We start from the raw sequence: 19,363 nt of genomic DNA, 5'->3' as shown, positions 1-19,363 counted from the left end.
TCAAACTAAAAAACTAAACTCATATGAAACACACATTTTTTAAAATCTTAATGTTTTTTCTTATTACATATTCAGGCGCACAGAATGTTAGTGTGTCTGGGGTTGTTCAAGATAATACAGGTTTTCCTATTCCTGGAGTAAACATTATAGTTAAAAACACAAGTAAAGGAGCTGTTACAGATTTTGACGGCAATTTTACAATTTCAGATGTTGAGATTGGCTCAATATTATCCTTCAGTTATATAGGTTATACAACCTACGAGCAAGCGATAACAGATAGCTCAACATTAACCATTCAATTAGAAGAAGACCTTGCGCAACTAGACGAAGTTGTTGTTATTGGTTATGGTACACAAACCAAAAAAGAGATTACAGGTGCTGTATCTGTAGTTGGCGCAGAAACTATTGAAGCGCTAAAACCAACTAGAGTTGAACAAGCATTACAAGGTCAGGTTGCGGGTGTAAATATAACTCAGCAGTCAGGGTCGCCAGGTGGAGCAGCAACTATTAGTATTAGAGGGGTGTCTACAAATGGAGATAGCCGACCATTAATACTTGTTGATGGCAATGTTATTGAGGACTTAAGTGTTATTAACCCTAGCGATATTGAAAGCATGAACATTCTTAAAGATGCGACTGCTGGTATTTATGGTGTTAGAGCTGCAAACGGTGTAATTTTAATAACCACTAAAAAAGGGCGTCAAAACATGCCTCTTACGGTAGAATATAATGCATATGGAGGTTTTCAGGAAACTACACGAAAAATACCAGTGCTTAATGCCACAGAATATGCAGTAATTATAAATGAAGCTTTTGCTTCAGGGGGAAGCGCGCTTCCTTTTCCTGATTTATCTGTTTTAGGGCAAGGAACTGATTGGCAAGACCAAGTGTTTGAAAGTGCACCAATACAAAATCACAGTATTTTATTTAAAGCAGGTGGTAAAAAATCATCATACTCTTATAGTGGTTCATTTTTAACTCAAGATGGTATTGTAGGGGGAAGCAAATCAAATTTTACACGTTTTACTAATGCAGTAACATACAATCTAGATTTTCTTGAAAACTTTAAGCTAACTTCTGGTTTAACCTTAATGAGAACGAATAAAAGAAATCTTCTCGAAAATGATCTTGGATCTATTCTATTTAATGCATTAAATATGGATCCAACCAAAGGCGTTAGAGATGAGACTGGAGCGTTTACAATTGCAGAAGGCTTAGGCAATGAAGTAATAAATCCAGTAGCTCAGATGGCTAACACCTACAATAGAGGTAAAGTTATTAGATTGAGTGGTAATGCAGGATTATCTTATAATTTCTTAGAGCACTTTACAGCACAATCTAATATTCAGTTTAATTATTCTGAAGTGTCATCAAAGGTATTTAGTCCTGAAGTTGATTATGGTAGCGGCAAAGTGTTTAATAATGACAGAAGCGAAGTTTTTGAAGGACTAGATTATTTTAGGGATTATACGTTCGATGCGTTTCTTAAATATGACAACCTATTAAATGACACTCATAAGATTAACGTTTTACTAGGTATGTCTGTCTTTAAAACAACAGGTGAATTTACTGGACTTAAGGGTTTTAATATAATAGACAACAATATCATTAACGCCTCTATTGAAGAAGCTTCTGAGATTGAAAACATTAATCAAGCTACGGGAAGAAATGCTATTTTCGATTCAAGATTGTTATCATACTTCGCGCGAATTCAATATGACTATAAAGGAAAATATCTTTTATCAGCCGTGGTTCGTCGTGATGGTTCTACAAAATTTGGACCAGAAAACAAGTTTGGTTTTTTCCCTTCAGGATCTATTGGTTGGGTCGTTTCAGATGAAGATTTCTTAAAAGACAGCGCTGTATTCGATTTATTAAAGTTTAGAGCTTCTTATGGTGTTCTTGGTAATGACAGAATCGATGATTATGGATTTGTATCACTTAATAATGGGGAGGCTACTTATACCTTTGATAATAACGATGAAGTGGTGTTCGGATCATCTATTGGCGGACTTTCAAACCCAGAAATTAAATGGGAAAAACAAAAAACTTTAGATATAGGATTAGATGCACGAATTTTAAACAACAAGGTAGATATTACGATAGATTATTTTAACAAGAGAACAGAAGACTTGTTAGTACAACCGCAAGTATCAGGTATATTAGGGGCTTCTGCTCCAGGGTCTGCATCTCCATTTGTTAATGCGGGAATAGTTGAAAATAAAGGATTAGAGTTTGCTATTGGTTATTCAGATAATTTTAGTGACAACTTTAAATTTAGCATTAAATACAATGTGACAGCTATAGACAATCAGGTTGTTTCAGTAACAAGTGATGGTGGTTTTATTGAAGGAGGTACATTTGGAGTAGGTCAAGAATTTGGACCATCAAGAATGGAAGCAGGGTTTCCAATTGGCTTTTTCTATGGTTTACAAACGAATGGTGTAATTCAAAACCAAGAAGATTTTAACAACTCTGTACCAACAGAAAAAAACCCGCCTCAAATTGGAGATTTAAGTTTTGTTGACCAAAATGGTGATAATATAATAGATGCAGACGACAGGGTATACCTTGGAGATCCAATTCCAGACGCCACTATGGGTCTTAATATTTCGCTAGATTATAAAAACTTCGATTTCGCTGCTTATGCATTTGCTTCTCTAGGAAATGAAATTGTTCGTAATTATGAAAGAAATCAAAACAAGGTAAATAAACCTATTTATTTCTTAGATAGATGGAACGGTGAGGGCACAACAAACACCACACCTAGAGTAACAACAGCGGCTACTTCAAACACCTTGTTTTCAGATTATTTTGTAGAGGATGGGTCTTTTGTTCGATTACAGAATGTACAATTGGGGTATAATTTCTCAGACAAAGCTCTGGAGAATTCTAAAATAAGTAAGTTAAGGTTATATGTGTCTGCAAGCAATTTGGTGACTTTAACCGAATATAGAGGTTACGATCCAACAGCATCATCAGGTGCTCCAATTGGCGGCGGTGTAGATCAAGGTTTTTATCCTAGCGCACAAACATTCTTATTAGGAATTAACTTAAAATTTTAATATTAGTTATGAAAAATTTAAAACTAAAATATATACTTATCGTCTTTGTTCTTACATTTTCATGTAGTGACGATTTTGTAGATGTAGCATCTCCAGACGAGATATCCGATGAATTCTTCAATTCAGAAGAAGATTATCAAAATGCTTTAATTGGTGCGTATGATGTGTTGCAATCAACCTACCTAAATGTTATGCTTGGTGAGATTGCTTCAGACAATACACTTGCAGGCGGTGAGAGCGCAACAGATGTTCCTGGAATTCAAGAAATAGACGATATGATTCACACTCCAATAAATGCACAATTAAGAGATATCTGGACGTGGATGTATGGTGGAGTTAGTAGAACTAATTATATAATGGAGTTTCAAGACAAAACAGATTTTCCTAATAAAAATAATGTGCTAGCTCAAACAAGGTTTTTAAGAGCCTATTATTATTTTGAATTAGTAAAATGGTTTGGTGACATTCCATTAATTATTGATAAAAGAGTTCAATTTGGAGAAGAAACCACCATTGATAAATCGCCTAAAGCAGATGTTTATGCTCTAATAGAAGACGATTTAAAATTTGCAGTGTCAAACTTACCTTATACGCAAGCTCAAAAAGGTAGAGTAACTAAGGCATCAGCACAAGCGTTGTTGGGTAAAGCTTATTTATACCAAGATAAATTTACCGAGGCAGGAACAGTACTTGAGGATTTAATTGGCAACGCACCCTCAATACCTATGGATTTATTGTCATCAGAACTAGCAAAAACTATGTTTGAAAACAACAATGAAAATAACATAGAATCTGTTTTCGAGGTACAATATACTGATGAAGAAGGAGCAAGTTTTGAGTGTTTACAATGTAGCGAAGGTAATGTTGCTGTAGGTTTTAATGGCATACGAAAATATGATGGTCCAGAATTCGAATCTGGATTTAGTTTCAATGTACCAACGCAGGAGGCGTTTAACGCATTCGAAGACGGAGATATCCGTTTAGAGTATTCCATATTAGATATTGAGGCATGGGCACTAGAAACTGGCGCTACTTTTGGGAAAGGCAATGAACATACGGGGTATTTTAATAGAAAATACATTTCGCGCCAAGGCGACCTAAATACGGGAGACGCCAACTTAACAAACCCCAATAATTATAGAGCTATTCGTTTTGCAGACGTTTTGTTAATGGCTGCAGAGGCATTAAATAGAGGGAGTATTAGCGACGAAAGAGCTAGAACTTATCTAAATAGAGTAAGAACAAGAGCTATGCTTGAAGCTGTTTCTACTTCAGGATCTAATTTAACCAATGATATATATAAAGAACGTCGTGTAGAATTAGTTGGTGAAGGCCATCGTTTCTTTGATTTAGTCCGCACAGGAAGAGCTGCAAATGAAATAGACGGATTTGTGTCTGGAAAGCACGAAGTATTTCCAATACCATTAATTGAAATTCAATTAGCAGGTAATAGATGGGAGCAAAACCCTAATTACTAATTTTAAAAAAAGACAATATGAAAACATTAAAATACATATTAAGTTTAGCTTTGGTTTTTCTTGTAAGTTGTGCCGAAGATGATAACGATTTAGGATTTGTCGATAAAGTTGTTGCGCCTACAAATGTATCAGTAGACTTTAGGTTAATACCAGACAACTCAGGACTTGTAAAAATAACACCTAATGCGGAGGGTGCTGCATCTTATAACATAACTTCATTTGGTGATGGCTCAGATGTAAGCGAAGTCGTAATGCAAGGCGAATCTGCTGAGCACATTTATGAAGAAGGAGTTTACACCGTTAGTTTTGTTGCAGTCGGTATAACAGGTTTGGTTAGTGAAGAAGTTACTAAAGAACTAGTAGTTTCTTTTCGAGCTCCAGAGAACCTAGAAATTAAAGCAGAGATAGACCCTGCTAACCCATTTCAAGTTAACGTGTCTGCTACTGCAGATTATGCAGCCGCTTTTCAAGTGTTTTTCGACGCATCAAATGTAGACGAAGTAGCTACAGATTTAGCTTTAGGCGAAACAGTAAGCTTTGAGTATCCTTTGGTGGGCGATTACACTATAAAAGTTATTGCTTTAAGTGGTGGCGTTGAAACCACGGAAGTAGAAGTTGTGATTTCAGTTACAACACCAACAAAATTACCAATAGATTTTGAAATTTTTGACACCACTGTATTCTTTGGCTTTGATGGTGCTTCAGGAGAAGTTATAGATAACCCAGATACAAATGGTAATTCATCAGCTAAAGTGGCAAAAATAGTTAAGGGAGGGCCAGAAGTTTGGGCTGGTAACGTAATTGTAGCTTCTGCTCCTATAGACTTTAGTGTTAAGAAGCTTATTAAATTAAATGTTTGGTCCCCAAGAGCTGGAGGCAAATTACTGTTCAAGCTAGAAAACCTTGACGATGCCAATATTTTTATTGAAAAAGAAGTTACATTAACAGGTAATAGCGCCTGGGAAGAGGTTACTATAGACTTTAGCGATATTGACACATCTCAAACATATCAAAAATTAGTTTGGTTCTTTGATTTTGGGACAGCAGGTGATGGAAGTGCAGATTGGACGTTCTATGTAGATAATATTAAACAAGATTTCGCTGGCGTTGTGGTGTCTCAGATGCTTCAAGATTTTGAGGGAACTCCACCAGCTTTCACAGATTTTGGAGATATAGCTCCAACAGAGGTGATAACAAATCCAGATGCTTCAGGTATTAATACGAGCGCTAATGTAGCACAGTTTACAAAGTCTTCAGGGGCTCGGTTCTGGGGAGGTACATTCTTTGGTTTAAGCGAGCCTTTAGATTTAGATACTTTCAAAAGCATAAGTGTTAAAACTTGGTCTCCAAGAACAGGTGTAAATGTTCGTCTAAAAATAGAAAACTCGAATAATTCAGACGAGTTTCATGAAATAGATGCACTTACAACGGTCGCAAATTCTTGGGAAGAATTGGAATTCGATTTTACAGATGCACAACCTTTTAATTATGATAGAATAGTAATATTCTTTGATTTCGATCCTAATAATCCAGGAGACGGTACGGTTTATTATTTTGATGAAATACAACTCGTAGCAACAGTATTAGATTTTCCTTTACAAGATTTTGAAGGAGTTGCACCAGCTTTTACCGATTTTGGAGATATCGCGCCAACCGAGGTAATAGCGAATCCGGATGCTTCAGGAATAAACTCAAGTGCTAATGTAGCACAGTTTACTAAGTCTTCAGGGGCTCAGTTTTGGGGAGGAACGTTTTTTGGGTTAGCAGAACCATTAGATTTAGACACCTTCAAAAGTATAAGTGTTAAAACATGGTCGCCAAGAACAGGAGTAAATGTTCGTTTAAAAATAGAAAACTCGAACAATAGTGATGAATTTCATGAAATAGATGCTCTTACAACGGTAGCAAATTCTTGGGAAGAATTAGTATTCGATTTTACAGATGCTCAGTCTTTTAACTATGATAGAATTGTATTATTCTTTGATTTCGACCCTAATAACCCAGGAGACGGTACGGTCTATTATTTTGATGAGTTTAAACTTACAAATTAATTTAAAAACTAATTATTATGAAAAATATTAATATTTTAATGGCGCTTATTTTATTATCAGGAACTCTTATAGGATGTCAAGAAGATGATTATGAAGTAGGTGATATTGTAGCACCTACAAATATTCAAATAACGTCAAGTATTGTTGGTGCAGATGCTAGCAATCCTAACGGAGACGGAAGCGGCATGGTAAACTTTAGTGTTACTGCAGATAATGCGCTTTCTTATCAATACATGATAAATGGAGAAAGAATTGCTGCACCTCAGGGAAACGCAAGTTTTGTGTTTGCCGAATTAGGCGTTAATACATATACCGTTACAGCATTAGCTTTTGGGGCAGGCGGTATTACTTCTAGCCAATCAATGCAATTAGATGTTCTTAGTACATTTGAAGACCAAGAAGCTAAAGATTTGCTAAGTGGTGGAACGGGTTTTAGTAAAACATGGTATTGGGCTGCAGATAAAGCAGTAAATATTGGTTTGGGTACGAATACACCAGACATTGAAAACAGACATACTTTCCCTGAAAGGTTTAGATCGAATCCATGGCACGAAGATAAATTGTGTATGTATGATGCAGAATTTGTTTTTTCACAGATTACAGAAGGAGAGCTATTATACGAACAAACAGCAGGATCTGCTTATACCCCTGGAGATTTTGCCGCAACGATTGGAGTTGATGGAGAGTCTTGTCATGGTGAAGATGTAGCGCCGTCTCTTGTTGGAGTAAAAACGGTAACTATGATTCCATCTTCTTCTGTAGCAACTATTGATGGAGAGTATAGAGGGACAACCATGAGTTTTTCGAATGATGGTTTTATGTCTTGGTATTCAGGTGTTAGTAAGTTTGAAATTATAAAATTAACATCATCAACACTTGAAGTGAGAGTATTAGACGCTGCTGTTACAGATAATGCATGGTATTGCAAATTTCAAACGGAGAAACCAGTACGGTAAAAGTTAAGTTATTTAAACTAAATTTAAGATCAACGAACAAGGAGGAATTATTAACTAGCTCCTCCTTGTTTATTTAAAGACACAACAAAAATATTTTTACTGTCTCTATCCTTTTATTTCTCAAGTCAATAGGGGTAAACACTTTTTTTGAAAATATAAGATATGCAACATGGTTTTAAGATAATAGGTAAAACATCATTGTTTCTAGATGTTTTTATATAATCAGTTCATTTTAAGAACACAACACAGTAGTAATATACCTATACAACACCAATACAAAACGTGCTTTTTGCTTCTAAAGCATGTAGTGTTTTTATAAATCAAGTAACTAACAAATAGTGTTTTTATTAGGGTTCTAACAATTTACCGTCTCTTTTTTTGCGATGTATGTTTTTTGTTGTGGTGTTTTTTAAGGAATCCTTAAATTTTTAAGATAGTTTTAACAAGCTATATAATTTCAATTAATAGATATAATTGGGAATTACAATATTCATTAAAAACGAACAACTTAAAATAACTATAACTATGAAAAACAAATTTCTAAGATTCTTTTTCTTCTTGTTCACATGTGCTGTTTTTGCTCAGGCAAGTAAGGTAGAGGTTGTTAATAATGAAGAAGGCCAGAAATTGGTTGTCGATGGCAAAGACTTCATGATTAATGGTATGAACTGGGATTATATCCCTATTGGAACCAATACTGTAAATGCTGATTTTTGGAACAAATCAGACGATGTTATAAAAGCGGGATTAGATACCGAAATGTCGCTTTTAAAAAATATGAATGTAAATGTAATTCGTCAATATACTGGTGTGCCAGCAAGATGGATTAAATACATCTACGAAAAATATGGTATTTATACCATGCTTAACCATTCGTTTGGTCGTTACGGATTAACGTTGAATGGGGTTTGGACACCTGTTACCATTTACGACGACCCCGTTACTAAAGATCAATTAGTAACAGACATGAAGAATTTGGTTGAAGGTTATAAAAACACACCAGGACTACTACTCTACTTATTAGGAAACGAAAACAATTATGGCTTGTTCTGGGCAGGTGCAGAAACCGAAGATTTTCCAGATGATGAAGGTCGAATAAATTTTATAGGGGAAAGTCGAGGGCGGCCCATGTATAGGTTGATGAACGAGGTGTCTAAAATGATTAAGGAAATGGATCCTTCACACCCTGTTGCTATATGTAATGGAGATGTACTATTTATTGACATCGTTGCAGAAGAATGTAAGGATGTAGATATCTATGGGGTTAACTCGTATCGTGGAGCCTCTTTTACCGATATGTTCGATGTAGTAAAAAAGAAGCTTAACAAGCCTATCATGTTTACAGAATTTGGTGCAGATGCTTATAATGCTGTTGAGGACAAGGAAGATCAAAAAGCACAGGCTTATTATATGGTTGAGAATTGGAGAGAGATTTATGCAAATGCAGCCGGTTTAGGAAAAGCACAAAATTCCCTTGGTGGTTTTACTTTTCAGTTTAGTGATGGCTGGTGGAAATATGGGTTTGATAAAAGAGAAAATGCAGATGTACACGATAATAATGCATCATGGGCTAACGGAGGATATGGTATTGATTTGGCGCCAGGTGAAAATAACATGAATGAGGAGTGGTTTGGTATTTGTGCCAAAGGCCCAACAAGTTCAAGAGGTTTATACGATTTATATCCGCGTGCAGCATATTATGCCTTAAAAGAAGCACATCAATTAGATCCTTACAGAGAAGGCGTTGATGCCGATTTTATTCAAAATCATTTTAATGGTATTGAATTAATGGATGCCGTTTTAAGAGCCCGAGGTGATAAAGCAGCTCTTGATGCTAAGGATGGCGCAAAAATTAAACTAAGCAATCTTAGAGCAGAGTTTACAACATTTAACACAGGAGGGAGCTTAATTACTACCCCAGACAATGTGGGTCCTGATGCAAATACATTTCCTAATCAGCTTGGTTTCGATCACATGCAATCTTATTTTGTAGGTGTTGAAGGTAAGCCAACGTCAAATATGACAGCCGAGGTCAACTTCAACATTCTGGGCAATGTGGCTCAGAATCCCATAAATGAAATTTTCTATGAAAATGTGGGGCGCCCTGTTAGTGTGGTTAATAGTAATGGTGAAGAAGTTGTCATTACAGATAACAATCGCTTAAGAGTATACAATGCCGAATTTGATTGGCAAACAAAACATGCCGATGTTAGAGGGTTTTACCGAACAGGTCATTACCATTGGGGTTATGAAGGGGATTTCTTTGGCTTATACCCAGAAGCTAATTACGGTCCTAATTTAGATATTTATAACGGTGAGATTTTAGGTGTGGAAATAGACGGAAAGCGTGCTTTTAAAGGCTTAAAAGCGGCCTTTGGTCCTCAATTATGGTGGGGTGCAAATCCAACGGTTCTGTTAAAATACCGTACACATTTTAAACACTGGGATATCACAGGGATTTATCACAGAGACTTAAATACTTCGTTAAGTTTTGACGAAAACGGTCGTCGAATTTTGGACGCAAATCAGGTTAGATCAGGTGTGATTCCACCATGGCCAACAGAACGAGCAACTATAGCTATTGAAAAGGAATTTGGCAAATTTGGTGTTTCGCTTGGTGGTATTTGGGGAGGAAGCCCTTTAAATGGGAGTACGTTCCAAGATGTCACGGGAGGCCCAGGCAACTATGTGGTGTATCAAGATAAAATAAACTCAGACGATAACTGGGGTGGGAAAGCAAAGATAACTTATGAAGGAGGAAAGTTCAACTGGTATGGGCAAGCGGCTTATATGGGCTTAGTTGCAGGCGGAGGAGCAGATGCAACAAGAACATTTACTGGTTGGAAACTAAAGGATTCTGGAAGCGGAAACCAAACCAATATCCTTACAGGTTTCACATTTTTAACAGGTAATTGGCAAATAGCGCCAAACTTCCTTTGGCAAAAACCTTTGGTAGACCCAATGCCAAGTGATGTTTCTGCTCCAGGAAGATTAAGAAACTTTATTGACGACCCTTTTGCAGTAAGAGGAAATAGAGAGACAACAGCAGGAGAGTTACTTTTAACCTTCGACCCAACACCAGGATCATGGTTCTACGAATGGGATAACGATAGAGCGGAAGATGCTAAGTTTGCTTTCAATCTTGGTTTTGTTTACAGACACCATCCAACAGCACAAGATGCACATATTGGGTTTTTGGCCAATCGACAGTTTTTTGCGTTTCCACAGGCAGCTCCGGCACAAGATTTATGGGAGATAAGCTCACGAATGGTATCTAAAATAAGTCCAGATATTGGAATTATTGGTAATTTCTATGGTGGTACAGCACAGGCCTTAGGTGATAGTGATAGAACTATAGATCGCTTTGGAGGTGATATTAAAATGATTTACAAAAAGTGGAAAGTAGAATATAGTTGTAAAATTAACGATTGGGGACCTTTCGATTACCATCGTGATTTCAACTTAACATTCCCTGTGCAGAACATGATTGATATTTCCACCTCAATTAGCAAACCAGATTGGTTTATTATGCCAGCGACCAAAATTGGTATTCGCGGTATATGGAGATCACTTGATGAGTTCTCGCCAAGATATGCACCTACTGCAGTTCCACCAAATACGGTTCCAGCACTTCCGGTTTTAAGCCCTGTTGGATTCGATGATGGAAACGAGTGGGAGATTAGAACATACATACATATTAACATTGGAAAATAAGACGAAAATGAAAAATATAAAACTCACATATATAAAATTAACATTCTTTTTAGGATGTGTATTTGCTCTTGTTTTAAGTTGTGATAGAGAACTTTCAGATGAAGCAACATTTGCCACATTTCCAACAACAGCAGAAGTTTTTATAGATGCTCCAGTAGGGCTTACTGATCAATTTTTTAGATCTTTTGATCCGGCAGCGGGCGCAAATACTAGCGGTTTTGGAGTGGATAATAATACATTCTACGAAGGAACTACGTCTATCAGAATTGATGTACCTTCTTCTAATGACCCTAATGGAAACTTTATAGGAGGGGTTTTTGAAGACCGTGGAGCAGGAAGAAACCTTACAGGATACGACGCACTGACGTTTTGGGCACAAGGAACTACATCTGGAACCATAGCAGTTGGTTTTGGAACCGATTTTGATACATTGGAAGGTGAGCCTTCTTACGATGTTGCTACCTCTGTACAAATGACATCTGGATGGAAGAAGTATGTCATTCCAATACCAGATGCTTCAAAGTTAATTCAAGAAACAGGAATGTTCTTCTTTGCTGCGGGCGGTTTTGACCCTCTTGGAGATGGCCCTAATGGAAATGAAATAGCTTGGACATTCTGGATCGATGAGTTAAAATTTGAAAAACTAGGAACGGTTTCTCAACCAAGACCAATCATCTTCAATGGTCAAAATATAGCGCAACAAACGTTTACTGGAAGCGAAATAAATATTGTATCGCAAGGTCTATCAATAAAATATGATGTTGCTGGGGAAAATATAGAAGTTAGTGGGGCTCCTGCTTATTTCAATTTTGTTTCCTCAAACACAGACGTTGCTATTGTAAACCAATTTGGTATTGCTAATGTTATAGGAGAAGGAGCGACTGAAATAACAGCAGAGCTAACAGGTGTAGAAGCAGAAGGTTCTTTAACCGTAACCTCTAGCGGTGCGTTGCCTCTAGCTCCAGTGCCAATGAGACCAGCTGCCAATGTTAAATCTATATATAGTGATGCTTATACAGTGGTCACTGAAAGTAGTTTTAACCCTGGTTTTGGCGGTTCAACCACAGAGGTTACAGAGGTTGGACCTCCAGGACAGTTGGTTCAAGTTTATGCCAATAATAATTTTACAGGAATTATCTTTAATAATCCGGTAGACGCCACAACTCTAACACACATGCATGTAGATATTTATACAGAGGAACCGGGAACCAATATCAACATACAAATTAGAGATGTTGGAGCTAACGGTGAAATAGAAACAAATATTTTTACTGGTTTCCCAGATGGAGATGATAAGGATAAAAGATTTGATGCTACTGGTTTAACTGTTGGAGCTTGGACATCTATAGATATTCCATTAGATGGGGATTTAGCCACGCAAAGAAATAATCTTGGAGCATTAATATTAGCTGGAGGACCAGACTTCATTTTAGATAACATTTACTTCTACAAAGAATAAGCTTAGATAATATAAAATTCAAAAAGATAAAAGATGAATAAAACAATAAAATATAAAATAAAAGAAAAAACCTTGCTGTTTATGTCTTTTCTATTGGTAGCAGTTTTAGTTATCTATAGTTGTGAAACAGATGAAACACAAACGGTTGCCACTTTTAGCAATCTTGTTATGCAAGATGAGTTTGATGTAGACGGTGCGCCTAATAGTGCTATTTGGAATTATGATATTGGAGACGGCACAGCAAATGGTTTACCAGCCGGGTGGGGTAATAATGAGTTGCAATACTACACAGATCGCCCAGAAAATGTAACAGTTCAAAATGGTGTGTTGATTATAACTGCCAAAGAGGAGCAATTTCAAGGATCAAGCTATACTTCAGCAAGATTACTTACTAAAGGAAATTTCGAGCAAACGTATGGACGTTTTGAAGCACGAATTAAATTACCTAATGGGAAAGGTATTTGGCCAGCGTTTTGGATTTTAGGCGATGATTCCAATGGTACAGAGATTTGGCCACAAATTGGCGAAATAGACATTATGGAATACGTAGGAGATGAACCTACTACAGTATTTGGCACAGTACATGGACCGGGATACTCTGGAGGTGAATCAATAAGTAAATCTTATGAATTAGAAGGGGACAGGTTTGATGCTGGTTTCCACATTTTTGGAATAGAATGGGGTCCAGATTATATCAATTGGTATGTAGATGGCGATTTATATAGCCAAATTACGCCAGAAGATGTTCCTGGAGAATGGGTGTTTAACAGAGGACCTTTTCATATCATATTAAATATGGCTGTAGGCGGTGCTTTACCGGGTGCTCCTAACGACGAAACAGTATTTCCACAAACAATGCTTGTGGATTATGTACGAGTATACAAACAGTAACAACTAAAAAAAAGAACAATGAAACAATTATTTAGAAAATTTAAACAAATTTCAATACTAATTTTGGCGATAGCTTTTATTGGTTGCGAAGATGACGATGCGGCTTTACCAACAGTTACTGCAGGATTTACTTATACGCTAAGCGATGCAGGGGTAGCTACATTTATTAACATATCAGAGAATGCTAATAAGTATACTTGGAGTTTTGGTGATCAAAACAATACTGCCTCAAGTTTAATTGATCCTGTTTTTGCTTATGCTGTTGGATCTTACACGGTAAAATTAACTGCAATCAATGTCGCAGGTTCATCTGACACGTTTGAGTCAACAATAATGGTATTAGACAAAGATGCACCGCTAATTGCTTTATTAGGAGATGCAACAATAAATTTGACATTAGGCGATACTTTTACAGATCCAGGCGCTACAGCTCTTGATGAAGTTGATGGTGATATAACGGCAAATATCGTTGTTGGAGGCGATACTGTAGACACTAGTACAGAGGGTACTTATGTAATAACGTATAATGTGTCTGATGCACAAGGTAACGCAGCAATAGAAGTTGAGAGAACGGTTATCGTTTCGGCTATAGCATGTGAGGATGATACAGAACAAACCCTAAGTGCAGCAGGCCTTAACATAACATTTTTAACTGATCCAGGTGTTACCACTGATAAGGATAATGGTGTAAATCAGTTTTTTCAAGACGATGTTGGTTATGAGTATGTCAATAATCCAGATGTAGATAACGATGTAAACAAATCGTGTAAAGTAGGTAAAGTAACAAATGGTAATCAGAACGCTTGGGATAATTTACAAATGAATTTTGCTGATAAATTTACCTTTTCGTCTGGTGATAATATCACTATGAAGGTATATTCTCCACAGTCTGGTTATAAGGTAACAATTAAGCTTGAAAACAAATTAGATGGGCAAAACATAAATTCTGGCGATATACCATCAACATCAGCTACAACTAAAACCAATGAATGGGAGGAACTAACATTTGATGTTGGAGAATTAAAGAGTGATGAATACGATAGAATTGTCATATTCTTTGATTTAGAAACTCAGAATGGAAATACCTATTATTTTGATGATTTAAAACTAAACTCCGGCGGTGGAGGTGGTGGAGGCAACTGCGTTCCAGAGACTATGCAGGAAATAAATTCTTCGAATCTGGATATAACCTTTATGTCTGATCCAGCTACTACTGCAGATAAAGATAATGGCGTTAATCAGTTTTTTCAAGACGATGTTGTTTATGAATATGCTGACAATCCAGATTTTAGCGGAAGTGTAAATACCTCATGTAAAGTAGGTAAAGTAACAAATGGTAATCAGAACGCTTGGGATAATTTACAAATGAATTTTGCTGATAAATTTACCTTTTCGTCTGGCGATAATATCACTATGAAGGTATATTCTCCACAGTCTGGTTATAAGGTAACAATTAAGCTTGAAAACAAATTAGATGGGCAAAACATAAATTCTGGCGATATACCATCAACATCAGCTACAACTAAAACCAATGAATGGGAGGAACTAACATTTAATGTTGGAGAATTAAAGAGTGATGAATACGATAGAATTGTTATATTCTTTGATCTAGAAACTCAGAATGGAAACACCTATTATTTCGATGACTTGAAACTTAACCGTGGCTCCGGAGGTGGAGGCGGCGGTGGTGGAGGTGGTACCGGCGGATGTACTGGTACACTTGTTAGCGCTACTGGTTTTCCAGTAAACTTTGAAGGATGTGAAACTTTTATGGCTACAGACGGATCTGTTAAATTTGGGGATGCTATTAGTGCAGAATTAGCTGCTAATCCTTCACAATCTGGCATTAATACATCAGATTTTGTGTTAAAAGTTGATAAACCAGCAGGAGCAAGCCATTGGGAAGGAGTTCAAAATGGCTTTCCTACAGATTTTGATTCTTCATTAACATTTAAGGTGAAGATTTATACAACAAAACCGAATGTAAGATATGTATTTGAAATCTCTAATGATCCAAACGATAATGGTGTTGGAAACCCAGCAGGAATTCCAATAGTTGTTGCAAATGCGAATGAATGGACAGAAGTACAGGTTACTTTTCCTAATGTCCCTCCTGGAGGTCATAACAATTTTGTTATTAAGCCAGATGATGAAGGAAGCGATACGGTGAGTGTAGGCGCTATTCACTATTTCGATGATATAAGATTGGAGTAATAATAATTAATCAAATGAATATATAAAAAAAGGCTAGCTCAAGTTAACTGGCTAGCCTTTTTTCACCAAAATTATAATGAGTACAACAATTTTTAAAGACAAACCAAAATTTTCTAACCAAATGAGAGAGGTAAAGGGAAAATTAGTAAATCTTAACGGAGAACGATTCTATAAGATTTCCAATAGCAACTTGATGCGCCCATTTTTTATGAGCATTGTAAGCGATTCTAATCATTGGATGTTTATCTCAAGTAATGGAGGCTTAACCGCAGGAAGAAAAAATGCGGAATCTTCACTATTTCCTTATTATACAGATGATAAAATTAATGAAATGGCAGAAACCACAGGGTGTAAAGCTGTTTTTCAAGTTAAAAAAGAAGGGAGTATTAAGCTTTGGGAACCGTTTTCAATTCGACAAATGGGGATCTATAAAACGGAAATAAATCTTTATAAAAACATCTACGGGAATAAAATTGTCTTTGAAGAAAAGAATTTAGATTTAGCATTAAGCTATCGCTACGAGTGGAACTCAAGTAATAAATTTGGGTTTGTTAAGAAGTCGACTTTAATTAACGAATCAGATGTTTCAGTTCAGATTAGGATTTTGGATGGTGTTCAAAACATACTACCTAGCAACGTAACTTCCGATTTACAGAATAGTAGAAGCAATTTAGTAGACGCCTACAAGAGAAACGAGCTACAAGAAGAGGTTGGTTTGGGTATTTATGCCTTAAGTGCCGTTATTGTTGATAAAGCGGAGCCAAGTGAATCTTTAAAGTCCAATATTGTTTGGTCTACGGGCATAACTAATGCAACTTATTTATTGTCATCATTACAGTTAGATAATTTTAGAAGAGGTGAAACAGTAAAGCAAGAGGTTGATATTAAAGCTGAAAAAGGGGCTTACTTTGTTTCAACAGATATAGAAATTTTTGCTGGAGCAAAAGAAGACTGGATGTTTGTTATGAATGTAAATCAGTCCATTTCAGATGTAGTGAAAATTTCTGAACTTATAAAAGCAAACAATAAAATTCAGCAATTAATCCAAGAAGATATTGAATTAGGAACAAAAAATCTTATAGAATTAACAGCAGCTTCAGATGGTTTACAGCTTACAGAAGATCCGCTAACAAATATGAGGCATTTCTCAAATACGCTGTTTAATATCATGCGAGGTGGTATTTTTGACGATGCTTATACTATTGAAAAGGGTGATTTTGTTAAATATATTTCCAAAGCAAATAAAGAGGTTTTTAAAGAAAAGGTTTCCCTTTTAAATAGATTAGGAGACACCTTTACATTGGAAGAAATTCAAAAACTTGCTGAAGATGATGAGAATAAAGATTTTCAACGGTTATGTTTTGAGTATCTACCATTAAAATTCAGTAGACGACATGGCGATCCAAGCAGACCATGGAATAAGTTTTCTATTAATACAAGAAGTGAAATAGATGGCTCTAAGGTTTTGGATTACGAAGGAAACTGGAGAGATATTTTCCAAAATTGGGAAGCGTTAGCACATGCCTATCCCGAGTATATAGAAGGCATGATTCATAAGTTTTTAAATGCCACAACTTTTGAGGGCTACAATCCGTATCGTGTGACTAAAGGCGGTTTCGATTGGGAAGTGATTGAAGAAAACGATCCATGGTCTTACATTGGGTATTGGGGAGATCATCAAATAATATACTTGCTTAAGTTCTTAGAATTCATAGAAGACCACTACCCAAGAGCGTTAGAAAAGCGATTTAATCAAGACCTATTTGTTTATGCAAATGTGCCATATGTGATTAAAAGTTATGAAGATACCTTAAAAAACCCTAAAGATACGATTGATTTTAATCATGAATTAGACCATAAAATAAATGAAAGAAGAACTGAAATTGGTGTAGATGGCGCCTTATTAATGGATAAGAACAATGCTATTTATCGTGTTAATCTTATTGAAAAATTACTGGCAACAGTACTTTCTAAAGTATCAAACTTTATTCCAGAAGGTGGTATTTGGTTAAACACGCAACGTCCAGAATGGAACGACGCTAATAACGCCCTTGTTGGGAATGGGGTGTCTATGGTAACGCTTTACTATTTATATAGATTTTTAGATTTCTTTGAAAAAGTAGTTGCGAAGTCTAATCTTGATAACGTAGAGATTTCAGAAGAACTAAAGACGTTTTTTGATAGCATCGTGAATACCTTGAATAATAATGCACATATATTATCTGGAGCTATTTCAGATACAGACCGAAAAACAGTATTAGATGGTTTAGGTAAAGCGGGTAGCGATTATCGAACCACTATTTATAACAACGGATTTAAAAATAGAAAATCGTCAATAGCTCTTAAAGATGTTGCTCAGTTTATTGAGGTAACTAAGGCGTATTTAGAGCAAAGTATTGATGCTAATAAGCGTGACGATAGTATGTATCATGCTTATAACTTAATGACCGTTGAAAGTGATACAGAAGTGTCCATTTCCTACTTAAGCGAAATGTTGGAAGGCCAAGTGGCTGCATTAAGTGCGGGCTACCTCTCTCCTACTCAAGCCTTAAGTTTGTTAGATGGACTCAAAAACAGCGCACTTTTTAGAGACGACCAATACAGCTATATTTTATATCCAGATAAAGACCTGCCAAGGTTCACAAAAAAGAATAATATTCCGAAAGAAAAACTTGAAAACTCGAACCTTCTTAAACAACTTGTAGCAGATGGAAATCGTCATATTGTAGAGCAAGACATTAAAGGAGACTATCATTTTAATAGCAATTTCAACAACGCGAGTAGTTTAAAACAGGCATTAGATAATTTAGACTCGAAATACGATAACTTAATTGCTTTGGAAGAAGAACAAGTGCTTCAAATTTTTGAGGATATTTTCGACCACAAATCATTTACAGGTCGCTCAGGAACATTCTTTGGCTATGAAGGTCTTGGATCCATTTATTGGCACATGGTTTCAAAGCTATTACTCGCTGTGCAAGAAAACTGTTTGTTAGCAATTAATACTGGAGAAAGCGAAGCAATAATTGGGAAACTGTTGGATCATTATTACGAAATAAATGCTGGCATAGGCGTGCATAAATCACCTGAGCTTTACGGTGCTTTCCCAACAGACCCGTATTCGCATACACCAGCAACCAAAGGCGCTCAGCAACCAGGAATGACAGGGCAGGTTAAGGAAGACATTTTGAGTCGTTTTGGTGAATTAGGGGTCTTTGTAGAAGATGGAAAGTTAATTTTCAATCCAAGTTTACTTCAAACAAAAGAATTTTTAAACACGCCTTCAACATTTAAATTAACTAATGCTCAAGGTGAATCGCAAGAGATTCATTTGCATAATGATACACTTGGTTTTACCTATTGCCAAGTACCCATTATTTATAAAAAAGCCTCAGATAGGGGTGTAGAAATTATTTATAATAATGGAAACATTAAAAAGATAGACAGTTCGAGCTTAGATGTAGAAACTTCGAGTTCAATATTTGAAAGAAAAGGAGCAGTAAATCAAATTATAGTTTCAGTAAACAAGTAGATT

Annotated in this window: 9 protein-coding genes; all 9 read left to right on the top strand. The window is 36.2% G+C overall.

All coding sequences use genetic code 11. The features are described from left to right. Window positions 1–23 precede the first annotated feature (23 nt). The 9 genes from Q0739_RS03230 to Q0739_RS03190 all read left to right on the top strand — a co-directional run bounded on the left by Q0739_RS03230 (window position 24) and on the right by Q0739_RS03190 (window position 19,360). A complete protein-coding gene (locus Q0739_RS03230; protein WP_298237257.1) occupies window positions 24–3,065 on the top strand; it encodes a TonB-dependent receptor in 3,042 nt (1,013 codons plus the stop codon). An 8-nt stretch (window positions 3,066–3,073) separates the two neighbouring features. Beyond that, complete coding sequence (locus Q0739_RS03225) at window positions 3,074–4,543, top strand: RagB/SusD family nutrient uptake outer membrane protein (protein ID WP_298237256.1); 1,470 nt, start codon at window positions 3,074–3,076, stop codon at window positions 4,541–4,543. A gap of 17 nt (window positions 4,544–4,560) precedes the next feature. Then, a complete protein-coding gene (locus Q0739_RS03220; protein WP_298237255.1) occupies window positions 4,561–6,594 on the top strand; it encodes a hypothetical protein in 2,034 nt (677 codons plus the stop codon). A 17-nt stretch (window positions 6,595–6,611) separates the two neighbouring features. Then, a complete protein-coding gene (locus Q0739_RS03215; RefSeq protein ID WP_298237254.1) occupies window positions 6,612–7,550 on the top strand; it encodes a hypothetical protein in 939 nt (312 codons plus the stop codon). A 525-nt stretch (window positions 7,551–8,075) separates the two neighbouring features. Continuing rightward, window positions 8,076–11,264, top strand: a complete 3,189-nt coding sequence (locus tag Q0739_RS03210; RefSeq protein ID WP_298237253.1) for a glycoside hydrolase family 2 TIM barrel-domain containing protein — start codon at window positions 8,076–8,078, stop codon at window positions 11,262–11,264. A gap of 7 nt (window positions 11,265–11,271) precedes the next feature. Then, window positions 11,272–12,723 carry a glycosyl hydrolase family 16 gene (locus Q0739_RS03205; RefSeq protein ID WP_298237252.1) on the top strand — a complete coding sequence of 484 codons (1,452 nt, stop codon included), beginning with the start codon at window positions 11,272–11,274 and terminating at the stop codon, window positions 12,721–12,723. A gap of 33 nt (window positions 12,724–12,756) precedes the next feature. Further along, window positions 12,757–13,614 carry a glycoside hydrolase family 16 protein gene (locus Q0739_RS03200; protein WP_298237251.1) on the top strand — a complete coding sequence of 286 codons (858 nt, stop codon included), beginning with the start codon at window positions 12,757–12,759 and terminating at the stop codon, window positions 13,612–13,614. Window positions 13,615–13,632: 18 nt separating this feature from the next. After that, complete coding sequence (locus tag Q0739_RS03195) at window positions 13,633–15,828, top strand: immunoglobulin-like domain-containing protein (RefSeq protein ID WP_298237250.1); 2,196 nt, start codon at window positions 13,633–13,635, stop codon at window positions 15,826–15,828. Between the two features lie 76 nt (window positions 15,829–15,904). Continuing rightward, the gene (locus Q0739_RS03190) at window positions 15,905–19,360 is read left to right on the top strand and encodes a hypothetical protein (protein WP_298237249.1); all 3,456 of its coding nucleotides are present in this window, start codon (window positions 15,905–15,907) and stop codon (window positions 19,358–19,360) included. Window positions 19,361–19,363 lie beyond the last annotated feature (3 nt).

Source organism: uncultured Algibacter sp. (assembly GCF_947487605.1).
In the GTDB taxonomy this organism is placed as follows: domain Bacteria; phylum Bacteroidota; class Bacteroidia; order Flavobacteriales; family Flavobacteriaceae; genus Algibacter_D.
Note: the sequence above shows the minus strand (reverse complement) of the source record. Positions and strands in the feature narration are given on the sequence as shown.